The sequence below is a fragment of the Streptomyces sp. NPDC033136 genome (assembly GCF_055578235.1).
The window spans coordinates 63,459-81,127 of sequence record NZ_JBVIPD010000031.1 but is presented as its reverse complement, the minus strand read 5'-3'; the positions used below and the strand labels follow the sequence as shown (position 1 = coordinate 81,127).

The following is a 17,669-nucleotide window of genomic DNA, read 5'->3' as shown; positions in this document are numbered from 1 at the left end:
TGAGTTCTCAAGGAACGGTCGCTTCCTTTGTACTCACCCTCTCGGGCTTTCCTCCGGGCGCTTCCCTTCGGTCTTGCGTTTCCGACTCTATCAGATCCTTTTCCGATCCGATTCCCTGTCGGTGGGATTTGCCGTCCGGCCTGTGCTTTCGCTTGTCGGCCTTTCGACATTCACTACGTTAGCCGATCCGCCGTCCAACTCATAATCGAGTCCTTCGGCGTCGAATTCAGGCATGCGGGCACGCCGAATTCGTCCCTGCTGAGGGGAGTCGCTAGGTAGTGGTTGGCCGCTTCCGGTTGCTGGCGAACGCCATACCCGGTTCAGCGGCTCGGGCTACATTACGCATCTTGTCTGGACGCGTCAACTTCGCCGGCGCCTCGGTACATGTGCTCGATACGGGCTCACTGTCGGGTCGTTGGCGACCCAGAAGCGCCAGGGGTGCACGGCTCCGTCGCCGGCGACACCGGTGCGGGGACCGTTGAGTACCTGGTCGGGGGGCACGGGCGTGCCGGTCAGCATGCGGAGAGGGGTCTCTTCGGGGGTGCAGGCGTCCGTGCCGTCCAGGGAGCGGTCCACGCCCAGGGCCGTGGCGAGACGAGCCGGGCCTTTGGCCAGTTCCTTGTCGTTGCGGGCCGAGAGTCGACGGGTGCGGGCCAGCTCGGCGCCCTCGATGATCTCGCCCGCGCGGAGCAGGACCGCGCTCGCCTTTCCCTCGGGCCCGCACACCAGGTTCATGCAGAACCACATGCCATAGGTGAAGTAGACGTAGACGTGCCCGGGCGGACCGAACATCACTCCGTTGCGGGCCGTACGGCCGCGATAGGCATGCGAGCCGGGGTCGTCGGCACCGTCGTAGGCCTCCACCTCGGTCAGGCGGAGGGCGATCGGACCGTCCGGGGTGCTGCGGACCAGGATGCGGCCGAGGAGGTCGGGGGCGACATCGAGGACGGGCCGGTCGAAGAACTCCCTGGGCAGAGGCGTACGGTCAGGGGTCGCGATCATGCCGTCCGAGGGTACTGGAGACGAGTGGTGTCGCGGAGTGGCCGTCCGGCACCGGCCTTGCCAGGGTGTGGCGTGGAACCGGCCACGGCCGGATCGCGTTTGTAGGGATCAGGGATCCACCCGTAGTGGGCGAGAGGGAGAGACATGGCGTTCAAGAAGCTGCTCGCGAGCCTGGGGGCCGGCGGGGCTTCGGTCGAGACGGTGCTGCACGAGATCAACGTCGTTCCGGGCGGCGTCGTCCAGGGTGAGGTGCGGATCCAGGGCGGGTCCGTGAACCAGCAGATCGAGGGACTCTCGGTCGGGCTGCAGGCCAAGGTCGAGGTGGAGAGCGGCGACCAGGAGTACAAGCAAGACATCGAGTTCACGAAGTCGCGGCTGGGCGGGGCGTTCGAGCTGCAGGCGAACGCGGTGCACGCGGTGCAGTTCGGGCTGGAGATCCCCTGGGAGACTCCGATCACGATGATCGACGGGCAGGCGCTGCGTGCGATGCACATCGGTGTCGCCACGGAGCTGGAGATCGCACGGGCCGTGGACTCCGGTGACCTGGACCCGATCAACGTGCACCCGCTGCCGGCGCAGAAGGCGATCCTGGACGCGTTCATCCAGCTGGGCTTCCGGTTCAAGAACGCGGACATGGAGCGTGGTCTCATCCGGGGTACGCGGCAGAAGCTGCCGTTCTACCAGGAGATCGAGTTCTTCCCGCCGCAGCAGTACCGGGGGCTGAACCAGGTCGAGCTGAGCTTCGTGGCCGACGAGCACGCCATGGACGTGGTGCTCGAGATGGACAAGAAGCCGGGGCTCTTCAGCGAGGGCAGCGACACCTTCCGGTCCTTCCAGGTGGGTCTCAACGACTACCAGGGAACCGACTGGACGGCGTACCTCAACCAGTGGCTCTCCGAGGTGGGCAGCAAGCGCAACTGGTTCTAGGGCAGGCCCTAGGCTCGGTATCGACTGCAAGAACCGATCCAGGAGGTACCGAGGTGACCGAGCTCAAGAGGCGGCCGCTCCCCCACGACTTCCATCCGCCCGTGCCGTCGTTCACGGTGAAGAGCGAGGACGTCGACGAGGGCGCCACGCTCAAGGACACTCAGGTCCACGCGGCCGGCAACACCTCGCCGCAGCTGCAGTGGGAGGGCTTCCCGCCCGAGACCAAGAGCTTCGCCGTGACCTGCTACGACCCCGATGCTCCGACGGGCAGCGGGTTCTGGCACTGGGTGCTGTTCGACATTCCGGCGTCGGTGACCGAGCTGCCGGTGGGTGCGGGCAGCGGCACGTTCGAGGGTCTGCCCGAGGGTGCGATCCACGCTCGTAACGACTACGGAAGCAAGGAATTCGCCGGGGCCGCGCCGCCGCCCGGGGACGGGCCTCACCGGTATGTGTTCACGGTGTACGCCGTGGACCAGGAGAAGCTCGGTCCGGACGCGGAGGCGTCGCCCGCCGTCGTCGGCTTCAACCTGCGGTTCCACACGATCGGGCGGGCCCAGCTGATCGGTGAGTACGAGGTGCCCGCCGAGGGCTGAGCAAGCCGGCCCGCCCATCCCGGTGTTCATGCGACGTTTGCCCGCTCCTGGTCTTGGAATTGATCAGGAGCGGGCATTTTTGTTGCCGGGGGTCGCGGGGGTCATCCCCCGTGGGAGCAGCAGATATTGCGTTGTCCATCTCGGCGTGCCCGGCCAGAGTTGATCCCAGCCCGCCAGGGGGTGGGCCGGTGCACACGGGAGGTGGGCTGGTATGCGGGACACGCTGGTGCTGAACGCGAGCTTCGAGCCGCTGTCGACGGTGACGTTGAACCGAGCCGTCGTTCTGGTGCTTCAGGACAAGGCCGTTGTCGAGCAGGCCCACCCCGAACTGCGCATGCGGGGAGCCGCGGTCGACATACCGGCGCCCCGTGTGATCAGGCTCTGCCAGTACGTACGGGTGCCGTTCCGAAGACGAGCGCCGTGGTCCAGGCGGGGCGTGCTGGTGAGGGACCGGCACCGGTGCGCGTACTGCGGGCGGCGGGCGACGACCGTCGACCACGTGGTGCCGCGGTCGCAGGGTGGGCAGGACACGTGGCTGAACACGGTGGCGTCGTGCGCGCAGGACAATCATCGTAAGGCGAACCGGACTCCGGAGGAGGCGGGGATGCCGCTGCTGCGGCAGCCGTTCGAGCCGACTCCGGCGGACGCGATGCTGCTGGCGCTGGGGCGGGACGATGTCGCCGCGCTGCCGGAGTGGCTGGTCCAGCCCGCGGCATAGCGGTCGCCCGAAGAGGGGCCCGCTTCTGTGGGAAGCGGGCCCCTCTTCGGGCGTGGGGGTCAGTCGATGGACGGCTTCTCGCGGCGTTCCTGGGCGGGGACGCCACCTGAGGGCGCGCCTCCGTTGCCGCCGGAACCGCCGCCCAGGCCACCGAAGTTGCCCATGGCGCCGGAGAGGCCCTTGAGGGCGTCGCCGATTTCGCTGGGGACGATCCAGAGCTTGTTGGCGTCGCCTTCGGCGATCTTGGGGAGCATCTGGAGGTACTGGTAGGAGAGGAGCTTCTGGTCGGGGTCGCCGGCGTGGATGGCCTCGAAGACCGTACGGACGGCCTGGGCCTCGCCCTCGGCCCGCAGGGCCGCGGCCTTGGCCTCACCTTCGGCGCGCAGGATCTGGGACTGCTTCTCACCTTCGGCGCGCAGGATCTCGGACTGCCGGACACCTTCGGCCTGGAGGATCGCGGCGCGCTTGTCACGGTCGGCGCGCATCTGCTTCTCCATCGAGTCCTGGATGGAGGTGGGCGGTTCGATCGCCTTGAGTTCGACGCGGTTGACGCGGATGCCCCACTTGCCGGTGGCCTCGTCGAGGACGCCGCGCAGGGCCGCGTTGATCTCCTCGCGGGAGGTCAGGGTCCGCTCCAGGTCCATGCCGCCGATGATGTTGCGGAGCGTGGTGACGGTGAGCTGCTCGATCGCCTGGATGTAGCTGGCGACTTCGTACGTCGCGGCCCGCGCGTCGGTCACCTGGTAGTAGATGACGGTGTCGATGTTGACGACCAGGTTGTCCTGGGTGATCACTGGCTGCGGCGGGAACGGGACGACCTGTTCGCGCAGGTCGATACGGTTGCGGATGGTGTCGATGAACGGGACGACGATGTTGAGGCCCGCGTTGAGTGTCCGCGTGTAGCGGCCGAAGCGCTCGACGATGGCCGCGCTGGCCTGTGGGATGACTTGGATCGTCTTGATCAGGGCGATGAAGACCAACACCACCAGAATGATCAGGACGATGATGACCGGTTCCATCGTCGTTCCCCGTACCCTTCTCCGCTTCGGCGACTTCAACAGATCTTATGGTTGTCGAAGATCTTGCTGGTCGAGTCTGACAGACCGTCGCGTACCTGGCGAGGAGTTCACTCCAGTTACGTCGTGCGAGGTCACATGACGATCGCCGTGGCTCCCTCGATGTCCACGACGTCCACTTCCTGGCCTGCTTCGTAAGCGCGGTCGCTGTCGAGGGCGCGGGCCGACCAGACCTCTCCGGCCAGCTTGATCCGGCCGCCGGAGGCGTCGACGCGTTCCAGGACGACGGCTTGTCTGCCCTTCAACGCGTCCACGCCGGTGGCGAGTTGGGGCCGCTGGGCGCGATGCCGGTTCGCGATGGGCCGGACGACGGCGATGCCCGCCGTCGAGATCACGGCGAAGACCACCACCTGGGCGACGGCTCCGCCGCCGAAGACGCCGGTGGCCACCGCCGCGGCGATGGCGCCCACCGCCAGCATGCCGAGTTCGGGCATCGCGGTGACCACGAGCGCGATACCGAGCGCTGTCGCGCCGATCAGCCACCACAGCCATGCGTCGATTTCCACATGGTCATGGTAGGTCCGCGGGCCCTGTCGCCGACAGGGCGCCCGGCGTGTGAAATGCCGTTGTGGTTCGGGGATTTGTGCGGAGCGGGGTCGAGTCAGGAGAGCGGGAGCCCCTGGGCGGTCCAGCGTTCGCCCGTCTGTTCGACGACGAGCGGGAGGCCGAAGCAGAGGGAGAGGTTGCGGGAGGTGAGTTCGAGCTCCAGCGGGCCGGCGGCGAGGACCTTGCCCTGGCGGATCATGAGGACGTGGGTGAAGCCCGGGGGAATCTCCTCGACGTGGTGGGTGACCATGAGCATCGAGGGGGCGATCGGGTCGAGGGCGAGCCGGCCGAGGCGCCGGACGAGGTCCTCGCGGCCTCCGAGGTCGAGGCCGGCGGCTGGCTCGTCGAGGAGGAGCAGTTCGGGGTCGGTCATCAGGGCGCGGGCGATGAGGGTGCGCTTGCGTTCGCCCTCGGAGAGCGTGCCGAACTTGCGCTCCAGGTAGTCGCTCATGCCGAGGCGGTCGAGGAAGGCGCGGGCGCGCTGCTCGTCGATCTCCTCGTAGTCCTCGTGCCAGGTGGCGGTCATGCCGTACGCCGCGGTCAGGACCGTCTCCAGGACCGTCTGGCGCTTGGGGAGCTTCTCGGCCATGGCGATGCCGGCCATGCCGATGCGCGGACGCAGCTCGAAGACGTCGCTGCCGGGCCTGCCGAGGGTCTCGCCGAGGATGGCGGCGGTGCCCGAGCTGGGGAAGAGGTAGGTGGAAGCGAGGTTGAGGAGGGTGGTCTTACCGGCGCCGTTCGGGCCGAGGATGACCCAGCGCTCGCCCTCCTTGACCGACCAGGAGACCTGGTCCACCAGAGCCCGGCCCTCGCGGACCACGGATACGTCCTGAAGCTCCAGAACATCGCTCATGAGCGCGTTGTCTCCCCTTGCAGTGTGGCCGGTCTCGGCTGTCGCGTACGCCTGTGGCTCGGTCCGCCGCGCCGGTGGGCGCGGCCCTCCATGAAATCTACGCCACCGGTCGGCCGGGACATTCCCTCGGTCCGGTCCTTGGAGGGTCCTAGGGTGGGGGCATGCTCACGGAACCACGCGCCGGACGTCTCGCAGCTTGGGGAAATGCCCTTTTGGCCGGACTTGTCTCTCCGGATGACGCCGTACTCGCCGTCGTCGGTGAGGACGCGGTGCACCGGGTGGAGGGGCTGCCGGGTGAGACGGGCCAGGTCGGACTGACGCTCGCGCTGGGGCGGTTGCGGACGCTCGGGGTGACCGGGCTGCGGGTGGCGCTGCCCGCGCCGGGGCATCCGCTGGGGCTGAGCGGGCCGCCGGAGTTCAACGCGCGGGCGCTGGAGGCCGAGGAGGCAGTGGTCTGTCACGGGGCCGCCCTCGGGCTGGTGCCGGACGTGTACGAGGCCGGGCCTGTGGGTGTGCAGGTCGAGGTGGTGTGGCATGTGCTGACCGTGCGGGAGGCGCCGCCTGCGGATGTGCCGTCCCTGGGGGAGGCGGAGCGGGAGCTCGCGGAGGCCCTCCGGGAGGCGACCGAGGCGTTGACGCGGCTGGATGTGGCCGGGTCGGGGCCGGTGGCGGAGGCTGCGGTCGACGCGTATCGGGCCCGGGCCGAGCGGGGGCGGGAGGTACTGGCGCCGGGGTATCCGTCGCGGGCGGTGCGGGTGCTGGAGCTGGCGCAGCGGGTGGGAGCGCTGATCGCTGTGGCGACGGAGAGCGGGCCCGGGGGTGCGGTGAGTTCGTCCGAGATCTCCGCGCGGCGGGAGGCGTTGCGGCCGGTGGAGCGGACGGCTCGGCGGGCGCAGGTCGCGGCGTACAACTCCGTTGTGGAGGAGCGGGAGCGGGGGGTGCGGTAGCGGTCGGTTGTGCGGGTGCTCGGCGTCTTCGCCCGGGCCGGGTGGGTGCGCAGTCCGGCACTGCGGGATGTCTCCCCCAAGCTCTCGGCTTCGCTCGAGCAGGGGGTACGCCCAGGCCCGCCCGTGCCGCCCCGAGCGCGACTGCACGCAGCTGAGCGGATCAGAGGACCGCACGTGAGCGGACCGGCCTCCCAAGGCGGACCTGGGAGGCCGGTGTCACCTCCGGCTCGGAGACGGAGGTGGGGCGTCAGTGGTTGACGGCGAGGTTGCCGAAGGCCGGGTTCAGGACGCCCACGACGTTCACGCTGTTGCCGGAGACGTTGACCGGGACGTGCACCGGCGCCTGGACGACGTTGCCCGAGGCGACGCCCGGGGAGCCCACGGCCTGGCCGTCGGCGTGCGCGCTGGTGGCGGAGGCCATGCCCGCGCCCGCGGCCAGCAGGCCACCGGTCACCATCGTCACGGCCGCTGCCTTCTTCAGGTTCTTCACTTCTGAGCCCTCCTTGCGATTGCCACGGCAGGCGCCGCAGCACGCACTGGAGAACGGCGGAGATCCATCGAGGTTGCGCCATCTGAGGGACGTTCCCACGACAGTATGAATCTCAGTCCGGAAGGGAACCCTCCGCGTTGCCGTGGGGTGAGGGTGTCAGCCGGCCACGCCATGGCGAACGGCCCACAGGGCGGCCTGGGTTCGGTCGGACAGGTCGAGTTTCATCAGGATGTTCGAGACGTGGGTCTTGACGGTCTTCTCGGAGAGGACGAGCGCGCGAGCGATCTCCCGGTTGGACCGGCCGTCCGCTATCAGGCCGAGCACCTCACGCTCCCGCTCGGTGAGCGAACCGCCTCTGCCGGAGCCCGAGTTGGCCTCCTCCTGGGACAGCAGGGCACCGGCGACCTCCGCCTGGAGGAGGATGTGCCCGGCGTGGACCGAGCGGATCGCCCCGGCGAGGGCGTCGGGGTCGACGTCCTTGTAGACGTAGCCGGCGGCACCGGCGCGCAGGGCCGGGACCACCGTGCGCTGCTCGGTGAAGCTGGTGACGATCAGCACGCGCGCGGGGTTGTCCAGTTCGCGGAGTCTGCGCAGGGCGTCGATGCCGTCCATGCCCGGCATCTTGACGTCCATGAGGATGACGTCGGGCTTCAGTTCCTCGGCGCGCTCGACCCCTTCGGCCCCGTCCGCCGCCTCGCCGACGACCTCGATGTCGTCCTGCACTTCCAGGAAGGTGCGCAGGCCCCGGCGGACGACCTGGTGGTCGTCGACGAGCAGCACCTTGATTGCGTCAGCCACCGGGAACCTCCATCTCGATCGTGGTGCCCTTGCCGGGCGCCGATTCGACGGTCAGCGTGCCGCCGGCCCCGCTCGCCCGGTCCCGCATCGAGACCAGGCCGAGGTGGCGCCCCGCACGGCGGACCGCGCTCGGGTCGAAGCCGCTGCCGTCGTCCGTGACCCGCAGGACGGCTCCCCCGCCGCGGCGGTCCAGGGTCACGTCGACGTGGTCGGCGCCGGAGTGGCGCAGGGCGTTGTGCAGGGCCTCCTGGGCGACGCGCAGGACGGCCTCCTCCTGGGAGGCGGGCAGGGCCTTCACTCCGTGGCCCGCGAAGGTCACGCGGGCGCTGTGGGCGCGGTCGAGGACCTGGATCTGTGTCCGGAGGGTGGCGACCAGGCCGTCCTCGTCGAGGTCGGCGGGGCGCAACTCGACCACTGCCGCGCGCAGTTCGTCCGCGGCTTCGGCCGCGAGGGCCGCCACCTGCTGGAGTTCGCCCTTGGCGCGGGAGGGGTCACGGTCCACCAGGCGGGCCGCGGCCTGGGCGGTCAGGCGGAGGGAGAAGAGCTTCTGGCTGACCGCGTCGTGCAGTTCGTGGGCGAGGCGGGAACGCTCCTCGGCGATGGTCAGTTCGCGGCTGCGCTCGTAGAGGCGGGCGTTGGTGAGGGCGATCGCCGCGTGCTGGGCGAGGGTGCCGAGCAGTTCCTCGTCGTCCTGGGTGAAGCCGCAGCCGCCGTCGGGTTTCGGGCAGTTCTTGTTCGCCAGGAAGAGCGCGCCGATGACCTCGTCGCCGTCGCGGATCGGCAGGCCCAGGAAGTCGACCAGGTCGGGGTGGGCCTTGGGCCAGCCCTCGAAGCGGGGGTCCTTGCGGACGTCGGCGAGGCGCTCGGACCCGGCCTCTTGCAGCATCGCGGCGAGGATGCCGTGCTGGCGCGGGAGGGGGCCGATGGCCTTCCACTGCTCCTCGGTGACGCCGTCGACGACGAACTGGGCGAAGCCGCCGTGGTCGTCCGGGACGCCGAGCGCGGCGTACTGCGCGTCGAGCAGTTCGCGGGCCGAGGCGACGATCGTCTTGAGGACGTCGCGCACCTCGAGATGCCTGCTCATGGCCAGCAACGCGGAGCTCACCGCGGCGAGGCCGGACCGGGGACCGTGGCTCATGTCCTCACGGTACCGGCGGGCTGTGACAGCGCGGATCGGTCCAGTGACGGCGGGCACCCGGTCCGGTGGACCTAGGTCGCGGGGCCGAGACGGCCGGGCGATGTGGCGTAGATCCGGGGACGTGGGCCATCCGCGGCCGGACCCGGCATCGGTGGTGCCGGGGTTCCTGCGGCTGCTGGACGAGCGGTCGGCGAGTGGGCGCTGTGGGGGCTCCGGCGCTGGTGGAAGGGGCCCGATGGCGCCGGCCGTGCGGGGGCAAGAGGTGCTGTCGGGCCGGGTGCCCGGGGCAGGAGTTCGGGGGCGTGCGCCTCATCGAGCCGTGAAAGGGCCCTCACGCAGAGCATCGCTTGTGCAACTGGCGGTGAGAACGCGTGCCGCGCCATGTGAGCCCGCACATAGGGCGCACGTCACGTACGAAAGTGCATAGGAGACAAAGCCGCCCCTTTTGAGCGGCGCATACAGTCCAATCTGCCCCGATTTGCCCTTCCCTGATCCACTATCTCCCTTCGTACGTCACACCTTTGCCACGTCATTTTGCGGCCGCTAAGAATTGCTGCTGTCGCTCAGCGCCGTGGGTTCTTCCCCCGCGGCGTTCGTGTCGGAAACACACCGAGTCCAACGCCGGACGCCGAGCGACCCCCGCGCTATTCGAAGAGGTCCACACCACCATGCCCAAGAACATCTTCAGCCGTGCTCAGAGTCGTAGCCTGACCCGTCACCACAAGATCGCCATGGCCGGTGTCGCCACCCTCGGTGCCGCCGCCATCGGGCTCTCCGCAGTGCCGAGCGGCGCCTCGACCAAGACCACGACCGAGGCCGCTCAGCCGGTTGCGGTGGCGTTCAGCACCGAGCAGATCAAGGACGTGAAGGCGAGCGTCACCGACCAGATGGCCGGCGCCAGCCTGAAGGCCGAGCAGATCGAGGCGAAGAAGAAGGCCGACGCCGCGGCCGCCGCCAAGAAGAAGGCCGAGGCGGCAAAGAAGGCCGAGGCGGCAAAGAAGAAGGCCGAGGCCGCGCGCAAGGCCAAGGAGGCCGCGAGCCGCGACGCCAAGCGCGCCCAGGTCAAGAAGGCCGCCGCCAAGAGCTACCCGAACAACCTCGACGGCTGGATCCGCGAGTCGCTCGACGTCATGAAGAAGCACGGGATCCCCGGCTCCTACGAGGGCATCAAGCGCAACATCATCCGGGAGTCCTCGGGCAACCCGAAGGCGATCAACAACTGGGACATCAACGCCATCAACGGCATCCCGTCGAAGGGTCTGCTGCAGGTCATCCCGCCGACCTTCGAGCACTGGCACGTCCCCGGCACCTCCTGGGACATCTACGACCCGGTAGCCAACATCACCGCCGCCTGCAACTACGCGGCCGACAAGTACGGCTCGATGGACAACGTCAACAGCGCGTACTGAGGCCGGCGCGGACCTCTCTGCATCGCTGCACGAACGCCGAAGGGCGGCACCCCCTGACGGGGTGCCGCCCTTCGGGCGCGGTGGAGCGGTGACTACTTGCGCATGACCTCGGGCTCGTGGCGGCGCAGGAAGCGGGCCACGAAGAAGCCGCAGATCACGCCGAGCGCGAGCAGCGCGCCCATGTCCATGGCCCAGGCCCCGACCGTGTGCTCCCACAGCGGGTCGGTGTCACCGGCCGTCTCGGGCGGGCTGATCTTGTTGAAGTCCAGCGTGGCCCCGGAGGCGGCGACCGCCCAGCGCGACGGCATCAGGAACGAGAACTGGTTGACGCCGATCGAGCCGTGCAGCGTGAACAGGCAGCCGGTGAAGACGACCTGGATGATGGCGAACATCACCAGCAGCGGCATGGTCTTCTCGGCGGTCTTGACCAGCGCCGAGATGATCAGGCCGAACATCATGGACGTGAAGCCCAGCGCCATGATCGGCACGGACAGCTCCAGCAGCGTGGCGCTTCCGAAGACCAGGCCCTCCTCGGGGAGCTCCCGGCTGGAGAAGCCGATGACGCCGACCAGCAGGCCCTGCAGCACGGTGATCATGCCGAGCACGAACACCTTCGACATCAGGTACGCCGAGCGGGACAGGCCGGTGGCGCGCTCCCGCTCGTAGATGACCCGTTCCTTGATCAGTTCGCGGACCGAGTTCGCCGCGCCCGCGAAGCAGGCGCCGACCGCGAGGATCAGCAGGACCGTGGTGGCCGTGCCGTTCGGGATGATCCGGCCGGTCTGCGGGTTGGCCGGGTTCGGCAGCAGGCCCTTGTCCGCGTCGATGAGCAGGCTCACCGCGCCGAGCACGGCCGGCAGGATCACCATCAGGGCCAGGAAGCCCTTGTCGGACGCGATCACCGACACATAGCGCCGGACCAGCGTGACGAACTGCGACATCCAGCCCTGGGGCTTCGGCGGCTTCATCGCCTGCATCGGCGGAACCTGTACGGACTGCGGCGCCACGGCGTCGAGGTCCGCGGCGTACATCTGGTAGTGCTGCGAGCCCTTCCAGCGGCCCGCCCAGTCGTAGTCACGGTAGTTCTCGAAGGCGGAGAAGACGTCGGCCCAGGTGTCGTAGCCGAAGAAGTTCAGCGCCTCCTCCGGCGGACCGAAGTAGGCCACCGCGCCGCCGGGCGCCATCACGAGCAGCTTGTCGCACAGGGCCAGCTCGGCCACGGAGTGGGTGACCACGAGGACCGTACGGCCGTCGTCGGCGAGGCCGCGCAGCAGCTGCATGACATCGCGGTCCATGCCCGGGTCGAGGCCGGAGGTCGGCTCGTCAAGGAAGATCAGCGACGGCTTGGTCAGCAGTTCCAGGGCCACGGAGACGCGCTTGCGCTGGCCGCCGGACAGGGAGGTGACCTTCTTGTCCTTGTGGATGTCGAGCTTGAGCTCGCGCAGCACCTCGTCGATGCGGGCCTCGCGCTCGGCGGGCGTGGTGTCCGCCGGGAAGCGGAGCTTGGCCGCGTACTTGAGGGCCTTCTTGACGGTCAGCTCCTTGTGCAGGATGTCGTCCTGCGGGACCAGACCGATGCGCTGGCGCAGCTCGGCGAACTGCTTGTACAGGTCCCGGTTGTCGTACAGGACCTCGCCCTGGTTGGCGGGCCGGTAGCCGGTGAGCGCCTTGAGCAGGGTCGACTTGCCGGAGCCGGACGGGCCGATGACCGCGATCAGCGACTTCTCCGGGACGCCGAAGGAGACGTCCTTGAGGATCTGCTTGCCGCCGTCGACCGTGACGGTCAGGTGGCGGGCGGAGAAGGACACCTCACCGGTGTCGACGAACTCCTCGAGCCGGTCGCCGACGATCCGGAACGTCGAGTGGCCGACACCGACGACATCGGTCGGGCCGAGCAGTTGCGCACCGCCCTTGGCGATCGGCTGGCCGTTGACGTACGTGCCGTTGTGCGAGCCGAGGTCGCGGATCTCCATCCGCCCGTCGGGCGTGGCGTGGAACTCGGCGTGGTGCCGGGAGACCTGGAGGTCGGAGACGACCAGTTCGTTCTCCAGGGCACGGCCGATGCGCATCACGCGGCCGAGGGAGAACTGGTGGAACGTGGTCGGGCTGCGGTCGCCGTGGACCGGCGGCGCCCCCGCGACACCGCCGGGGCCCTGCTGCTGCGGGATGTGCGCCGCGGCCTGCTGCGGCTGCTGCCAGCCGGCCTGCGGTGCCTGCTGCGGCTGCTGGGCGGGCGCCTGCTGCGCCCAGCCGGGGTTCGCGCCCTGCGCGGCGTACGGCTGCTGCTGGGGCTGAACCTGCGGCGTGGCGACGGAGGCCGCGACGCCGGAGAGGTTCAGGCGCGGGCCGTCGGTCGCGTTGCCCAGGTTGACCGCCGAGCCGGGGGTGAGCTCCATGTGATGGATCCGCTGCCCCTGCACGAACGTGCCGTTGGTGCTGCCGTGGTCCTCGATGACCCAACTGCGGCCGTTGAAACTGACCGTGGCGTGACGCCAGGAGACCCTGGCGTCGTCGAAGACGACGTCCCCCTGCGGATCACGTCCGAGGGTGTATGCCCTGGACGGATCTAGCGTCCAGGTACGTCCGTTTGATTCCAGTACGAGTTCCGGCACTCCATGCCCCACTGAGTTGTCCCCCGAGTTATCCCCCGACATGGGGAGTCTAGGGATGTCGAACATCGGGGGGAACTATTTCAGGAGCGGCCCCCTGACCGAAAGTCGGGCCTTGTGCAGACCGCGCACGGCCGCTTCAGGCGATTCCGTTGACGGGGTTGAAAACGGGCCGGAGAGTGGTATTTCGACGCGAGGGGGACATGCCCGGTGTTCCCGTCGCGCAGCGGATCGGGGGGTCTGTCATGGGTGCTGCCACAGGTGACGGGTCGGCGAGGGGCAGTGCGCGCGTGCCGTGGGGGGACGTGCTGATGTCCGCCGTCGCCGCTGTGAGCTGGGCGTTGATCGGGATGGCGGGTACGGCGGCACTGGGCCTGCGGCTGCTGGAGGCGGACACGGCGGGCTCGTTGGGGCCGATGACCGCTGCGGTCGTGGCCCTCGGGGCGGGCGGGTCGGTCACGCCGTCCGGTGACGTGTCGGCGTTCGGCCTCACGGGCGCGCAGGCGGACACTGCCATCGAGATCACGCCACTGGGGGTGAGCCTGGTCGGGGCGGTGCTGCTGTCGTGGTTCTTCCTGCGGTCCTTGCGGGCGGCGGGAGTTGTGATCCCGCCGGCCGAACTCCTCGCGCGGGCGGGCGCGGTGGTCGTGCTGTTCGTGGCGATGCTGGGCGGGCTCGCGTGGGCGGGACACGATGTCATCACGATCGAAGGAGGGTCGCTGGGGCTGGACGACGTGCCCGGCGGCGGGGGCGTCGAGGTCCCGGGGCTGGGGGACATCGGAGGGTTGCTGCCGGACCGCCTCGGCGACCTGGTCGACGCGCGGGCCGCGGTCGGTTTCACGGTCGACACGGCATCGACGCTGCTCGGGGGGCTCGGGTGGTCTGTCGGCATCCTCGTCATCGCCCTGCTGGCCTCCCGCCGTACGCCGCTGCCGCCGGGCTGGGAGGCCGTGCACCGGGTGGTCCGGCCGGCCGTGTCCGCGGTGGTGACCGTGCTGATGGTGGCCGTGGCGGCGGGTCTCGCGGCGGCGGCGTACGCGGCGGCCGGCGACGACCAGCCCGAGCGCATCGCCGGCGCGGCGCTGCTCGGGGCACCGAACGGGGTGTGGCTGGGCGTGCCGATCGGCCTGCTGGTGCCCTGGGACGGCCGCGCTACGGGCAAACTGACCCGCTTCCTGCCCGACCCGCTGGAGGACCTGCTCGGTGCCGGCTCCGACCGGCCGGTGACGCTGGGACGGCTGGCGGAGCTGGACGGCCGGGTGTGGCTGCTCGGGCTCGCGGCGGCGGCGATGATGCTGCTGGCGGGTGTGCTGGCGGGGGTGCGGACGCCGGTGAGCCGGCCGGGTCCGGCTGCCGGGTGGGCATCGACGGCAGGCCGGGGTTCGGGCGCTGTCGGCTTCGCGGGGCGGTGCGGGCTGCGGCTGGGCGTCGCGACCGCTCTCGCCCTGCCGCTGCTGGGCCGGCTCACGGACGTGTCGGTGACGGCCTCCCTGTCCGTACTCGGCTTCGACGCGTTCGGCGCGGGCATCGAACTGCACGGCCACCTCGGCATGGCCCTGCTGCTGGGCACGGTGTGGGGCACAGGGGCCGGGGCCGCGGGGGCGCTGCTCGCGTGGGGGTGCGGGGCGGCGGGGCGGTCGGCGGCGGGGCTGGCTCTGGCCGGGGTCGGGGGCGGGGTCGGGACTGGAGAAGGCCGGTCCGGGGGCGGGGACGGGGGCCAGTCCGAGGGCGGGACGGCCGGGACCAGGACGGCCGGGTACGGAGCGGGTGCCGGGCCGACGGCAGGGACAGGAGGCCCGGTCCGGGTACACGCCGAGGACGCCTGGCAGGCGGGGCCCGGGGGCGGTACGACGTGGGCCGGGCACGACGGAGACGCCAGGCGGGCGGGGCCGGGGGCCGGTACGGCATCGCCCAGGCGCGACGAGGACACCAGCCGGGCCGGGCCAGCAGCCGGTGAAACGGAGTCGGGCCAAGCAGGGCCGAGGACGGGCACCGGACGGCCGGGACACGACGCCGGTACGGGTGCCCGGCAGGCAGGTGCAAGGACCGGTACGGCATCGCCCAGGCACGACGAGGACACCAGCCGAGCCGGGCCAGCAGCCGGTGAAACGGAGTCGGCCCAAGCAGGACCGAGGACGGGCACCGGACGGCCGGGACACGACACGGGTGCTGAGCGGCCCCGTGGTGCCGATGCGGCAGCAGGTGAGCGGGCCTCGCACGCCGGGGAAGCCGGGCCCTACGCGCCGGGCGTGCCGTACCGGCCGCCGAACCCGGCCACCAACCCGTACCTCCGCGTGCCGGACGAACTGCGAGAACCCAAGGACGCGAGGCCGGCCGGCGAGGAGCCGCCACCGGACGGTCCGCCGCCGTACCGGGCGTGCGGCGCCCCCGGCCCGCCGGACGAGACCCGCCCGGGCGATGAGCCACCGACCCTCGGCGACGGCACCCTCTACGGCGCCCCCACCGTCGCCCGGCCCGTCGGCCCTCCGCCCCGCGGCCCCCGGCAGTCCCCCGGGCCGAGGAACGGCAACGGCCCGCCCGCCCGGCCGGACGACGGGCCACCGCCTCCGCCGCCTCCTCCCCCACCACCGCGGAAGCCGCGTGGCGGGAGGTGACGCCGCGGCGGCGGACGCCGCAGAGGGCGGGACGGGTACCGTGCGTAAGATTCACGCCACCGACCCGACACCCACTGTTCCCTGTCCGCCAGACGGACCTCAGGGGCGGCGTGCCCGGCCCGCCGGATACGGTGGAACCACCATGAGCGCTTCGCAGACCTCGTCTTCCGACGTCCCTGCCGACGTCCCCACACTCCTTGTGAAGATCTTCGGCAAGGACAGGCCCGGCATCACCGCCGGCCTCTTCGACACCCTCGCCGCCTACTCCGTCGACGTCGTCGACATCGAGCAGGTCGTCACCCGTGGCCGAATGGTGCTGTGCGCGCTCGTGACCGAGCCGCCTCCCGGGCTCGAAGGGGGTCTGCGGGCGACCGTCCACAGCTGGGCCGAGTCGATGAAGATGCAGGCGGAGATCATTTCCGGCCTCGGTGACAACCGGCCGCGCGGGCTGGGCCGCTCCCTGGTCACCGTGCTCGGGCACCCGCTCACCGCCGAGGCGACGGCGGCGATCGCCTCGCGGATCACGAAGACCGGTGGCAACATCGACCGTATCTTCCGCCTCGCCAAGTACCCCGTGACCGCCGTCGAGTTCGCCGTCTCCGGCGTGGAGACCGAGCCGCTGCGCACCGCCCTGGTGACCGACGCGGCGAGGCTCGGCATCGACGTGGCGGTCGTGGCGGCCGGGCTGTACCGGCGCGCGCAGCGCCTGGTCGTCATGGATGTCGACTCGACGCTCATCCAGGACGAGGTCATCGAACTGTTCGCCGCTCACGCCGGCTGCGAGGACAAGGTCGCCGAGGTGACGGCGGCCGCGATGCGAGGGGAGCTGGACTTCGAGCAGTCCCTGCACGCGCGCGTGGCACTGCTGGAGGGCCTGGACGCCTCCATCGTGGACAAGGTGCGCAGCGAGGTGCGGCTGACGCCGGGCGCCCGCACCCTGATCCGGACGCTGAAGCGGCTCGGCTACCAGGTCGGCGTCGTCTCGGGCGGATTCACCCAGGTCACGGACGACCTGAAGGAGCGGCTCGGGCTGGACTTCGCGCAGGCCAACACCCTGGAGGTCGTCGACGGCAGGCTGACAGGCAAGGTCACCGGCGAGATCGTCGACCGCGCGGGCAAGGCCCGGCTGCTGCGCCGGTTCGCCGCGGAGGCGGGTGTGCCGTTGTCGCAGACCGTGGCGATCGGTGACGGCGCCAACGACCTGGACATGCTGAACGCGGCCGGTCTCGGGGTGGCCTTCAACGCCAAGCCGGTGGTGCGGGAGGCCGCGCACGCCGCGGTGAACTTCCCCTTCCTGGACACGGTGCTGTACCTGCTGGGGATCACGCGCGAAGAGGTCGAGGCTGCGGACACCGTCGATCTGGGCTGAACGGGACGCCCGGGGCCCGGCACCGCACCGGTGCCGGGCCCTGTCACGCGGACATGGTCGTCACTCGGCCGGCGCCCAGTAGTCCCCGAGCGTGCCCACGCCCGGCTCCAGGCTCTTCCACGGGCCGCTGAACGACAGGACGGCGAAGGCGGCGGCCGGGAACCCGCGGCGGGTCATCCGCTCGCGGGCCTCCTCCTCGGCCGAGCCCGCCAGGACGTCGGCGAGCCCCTGGATGCCCGGGTTGTGCCCGATCATGAGGACGTTCTGCATGTCGTCGGGGGTCTCGTTGAGCACGGCGATCAGCTCGCCCGGCGAGGCCTCGTAGATCCGCTCCTCGTAGACGGTTTTCGGCCGCTGCGGGAACTCCTGGACGGCGAGCTTCCAGGTCTCCCGGGTCCGGACCGCGGTGGAGCACAGGGCCAGGTCGAAGGGGATCGCGGTGTCGGCGAGCCTGCGCCCGGCCTCCGCCGCGTCCATCCGGCCCCGGTCGGCGAGCGGACGCTCGTGGTCGGTCACCTGTGGCCAGTCGGCTTTCGCATGGCGGAAGAGGACGATCCTGCGGGATTCTGCGACGCTCAT

16 protein-coding genes and 1 pseudogene are annotated in these 17,669 nt (G+C 70.5%); 8 read left to right on the top strand and 9 right to left on the bottom strand.

Annotation, left to right across the window (positions count from 1 at the left end; all coding sequences use genetic code 11):
• Window positions 1–360 precede the first annotated feature (360 nt).
• Window positions 361–1,002: a DNA-3-methyladenine glycosylase gene (locus tag ACZ5TL_RS36185; protein ID WP_468595032.1), complete on the bottom strand. Its 642-nt coding sequence runs from the start codon at window positions 1,000–1,002 to the stop codon at window positions 361–363.
• Window positions 1,003–1,146: 144 nt separating this feature from the next.
• On the opposite strand from ACZ5TL_RS36185, the gene ACZ5TL_RS36180 reads away from it, so the two are divergent.
• The 3 genes from ACZ5TL_RS36180 to ACZ5TL_RS36170 all read left to right on the top strand — a co-directional run bounded on the left by ACZ5TL_RS36180 (window position 1,147) and on the right by ACZ5TL_RS36170 (window position 3,240).
• A complete protein-coding gene (locus ACZ5TL_RS36180; protein ID WP_468595031.1) occupies window positions 1,147–1,929 on the top strand; it encodes a sporulation protein in 783 nt (260 codons plus the stop codon).
• A 53-nt stretch (window positions 1,930–1,982) separates the two neighbouring features.
• A complete protein-coding gene (locus tag ACZ5TL_RS36175; RefSeq protein WP_468595030.1) occupies window positions 1,983–2,522 on the top strand; it encodes a YbhB/YbcL family Raf kinase inhibitor-like protein in 540 nt (179 codons plus the stop codon).
• A gap of 211 nt (window positions 2,523–2,733) precedes the next feature.
• On the top strand, window positions 2,734–3,240 hold the full coding sequence (locus ACZ5TL_RS36170; RefSeq protein ID WP_468595029.1) for an HNH endonuclease: 507 nt from the start codon (window positions 2,734–2,736) through the stop codon (window positions 3,238–3,240).
• A 59-nt stretch (window positions 3,241–3,299) separates the two neighbouring features.
• On the opposite strand, the gene ACZ5TL_RS36165 is transcribed toward ACZ5TL_RS36170, so the two are convergent.
• The 3 genes from ACZ5TL_RS36165 to ACZ5TL_RS36155 all read right to left on the bottom strand — a co-directional run bounded on the left by ACZ5TL_RS36165 (window position 3,300) and on the right by ACZ5TL_RS36155 (window position 5,715).
• Window positions 3,300–4,259, bottom strand: coding sequence for an SPFH domain-containing protein (locus ACZ5TL_RS36165; RefSeq protein ID WP_468595028.1), 960 nt, complete (start codon window positions 4,257–4,259; stop codon window positions 3,300–3,302).
• Window positions 4,260–4,390: 131 nt separating this feature from the next.
• On the bottom strand, window positions 4,391–4,822 hold the full coding sequence (locus ACZ5TL_RS36160; protein WP_468595027.1) for an NfeD family protein: 432 nt from the start codon (window positions 4,820–4,822) through the stop codon (window positions 4,391–4,393).
• A 95-nt stretch (window positions 4,823–4,917) separates the two neighbouring features.
• On the bottom strand, window positions 4,918–5,715 hold the full coding sequence (locus ACZ5TL_RS36155) for an ABC transporter ATP-binding protein (RefSeq protein ID WP_468595026.1): 798 nt from the start codon (window positions 5,713–5,715) through the stop codon (window positions 4,918–4,920).
• 161 nt (window positions 5,716–5,876) lie between these two features.
• Here ACZ5TL_RS36155 and ACZ5TL_RS36150 point away from each other — a divergent pair, with 161 nt between their 5' ends.
• A complete protein-coding gene (locus ACZ5TL_RS36150) occupies window positions 5,877–6,662 on the top strand; it encodes a hypothetical protein (RefSeq protein WP_468595025.1) in 786 nt (261 codons plus the stop codon).
• 247 nt (window positions 6,663–6,909) lie between these two features.
• On the opposite strand, the gene ACZ5TL_RS36145 is transcribed toward ACZ5TL_RS36150, so the two are convergent.
• The 3 genes from ACZ5TL_RS36145 to ACZ5TL_RS36135 form a co-directional block, all read right to left on the bottom strand.
• The gene (locus ACZ5TL_RS36145; RefSeq protein ID WP_468595024.1) at window positions 6,910–7,152 is read right to left on the bottom strand and encodes a chaplin; all 243 of its coding nucleotides are present in this window, start codon (window positions 7,150–7,152) and stop codon (window positions 6,910–6,912) included.
• Window positions 7,153–7,308: 156 nt separating this feature from the next.
• Window positions 7,309–7,950 carry a response regulator gene (locus tag ACZ5TL_RS36140; RefSeq protein WP_468595023.1) on the bottom strand — a complete coding sequence of 214 codons (642 nt, stop codon included), beginning with the start codon at window positions 7,948–7,950 and terminating at the stop codon, window positions 7,309–7,311.
• Window positions 7,943–9,088 (bottom strand): GAF domain-containing sensor histidine kinase, encoded by a 1,146-nt coding sequence (locus ACZ5TL_RS36135; RefSeq protein WP_468595022.1) that lies wholly within the window; start codon window positions 9,086–9,088, stop codon window positions 7,943–7,945. Before ACZ5TL_RS36135 ends, ACZ5TL_RS36140 begins: the two co-directional genes overlap by 8 nt.
• Window positions 9,089–9,218: 130 nt before the next feature.
• On the opposite strand from ACZ5TL_RS36135, the pseudogene ACZ5TL_RS36130 reads away from it, so the two are divergent.
• A pseudogene (locus tag ACZ5TL_RS36130) lies at window positions 9,219–9,315 on the top strand (short-chain dehydrogenase); the annotation flags it as partial.
• A gap of 441 nt (window positions 9,316–9,756) precedes the next feature.
• Window positions 9,757–10,497 (top strand): transglycosylase SLT domain-containing protein, encoded by a 741-nt coding sequence (locus ACZ5TL_RS36125; RefSeq protein ID WP_468595021.1) that lies wholly within the window; start codon window positions 9,757–9,759, stop codon window positions 10,495–10,497.
• A 92-nt stretch (window positions 10,498–10,589) separates the two neighbouring features.
• Here ACZ5TL_RS36125 and ACZ5TL_RS36120 read toward each other — a convergent pair whose 3' ends face one another.
• A complete protein-coding gene (locus tag ACZ5TL_RS36120; RefSeq protein WP_468595020.1) occupies window positions 10,590–13,109 on the bottom strand; it encodes an ABC transporter ATP-binding protein/permease in 2,520 nt (839 codons plus the stop codon).
• Between the two features lie 287 nt (window positions 13,110–13,396).
• Between ACZ5TL_RS36120 and ACZ5TL_RS36115 the strand changes: the two genes are divergently transcribed.
• A complete protein-coding gene (locus ACZ5TL_RS36115) occupies window positions 13,397–15,721 on the top strand; it encodes a streptophobe family protein (RefSeq protein ID WP_468595019.1) in 2,325 nt (774 codons plus the stop codon).
• Window positions 15,722–15,863: 142 nt separating this feature from the next.
• Window positions 15,864–17,090: a phosphoserine phosphatase SerB gene (serB, locus tag ACZ5TL_RS36110; RefSeq protein WP_468595018.1), complete on the top strand. Its 1,227-nt coding sequence runs from the start codon at window positions 15,864–15,866 to the stop codon at window positions 17,088–17,090.
• A 60-nt stretch (window positions 17,091–17,150) separates the two neighbouring features.
• Here the strand turns inward: serB and ACZ5TL_RS36105 are convergent, their stop codons facing one another.
• Complete coding sequence (locus tag ACZ5TL_RS36105) at window positions 17,151–17,669, bottom strand: SixA phosphatase family protein (protein ID WP_468595017.1); 519 nt, start codon at window positions 17,667–17,669, stop codon at window positions 17,151–17,153.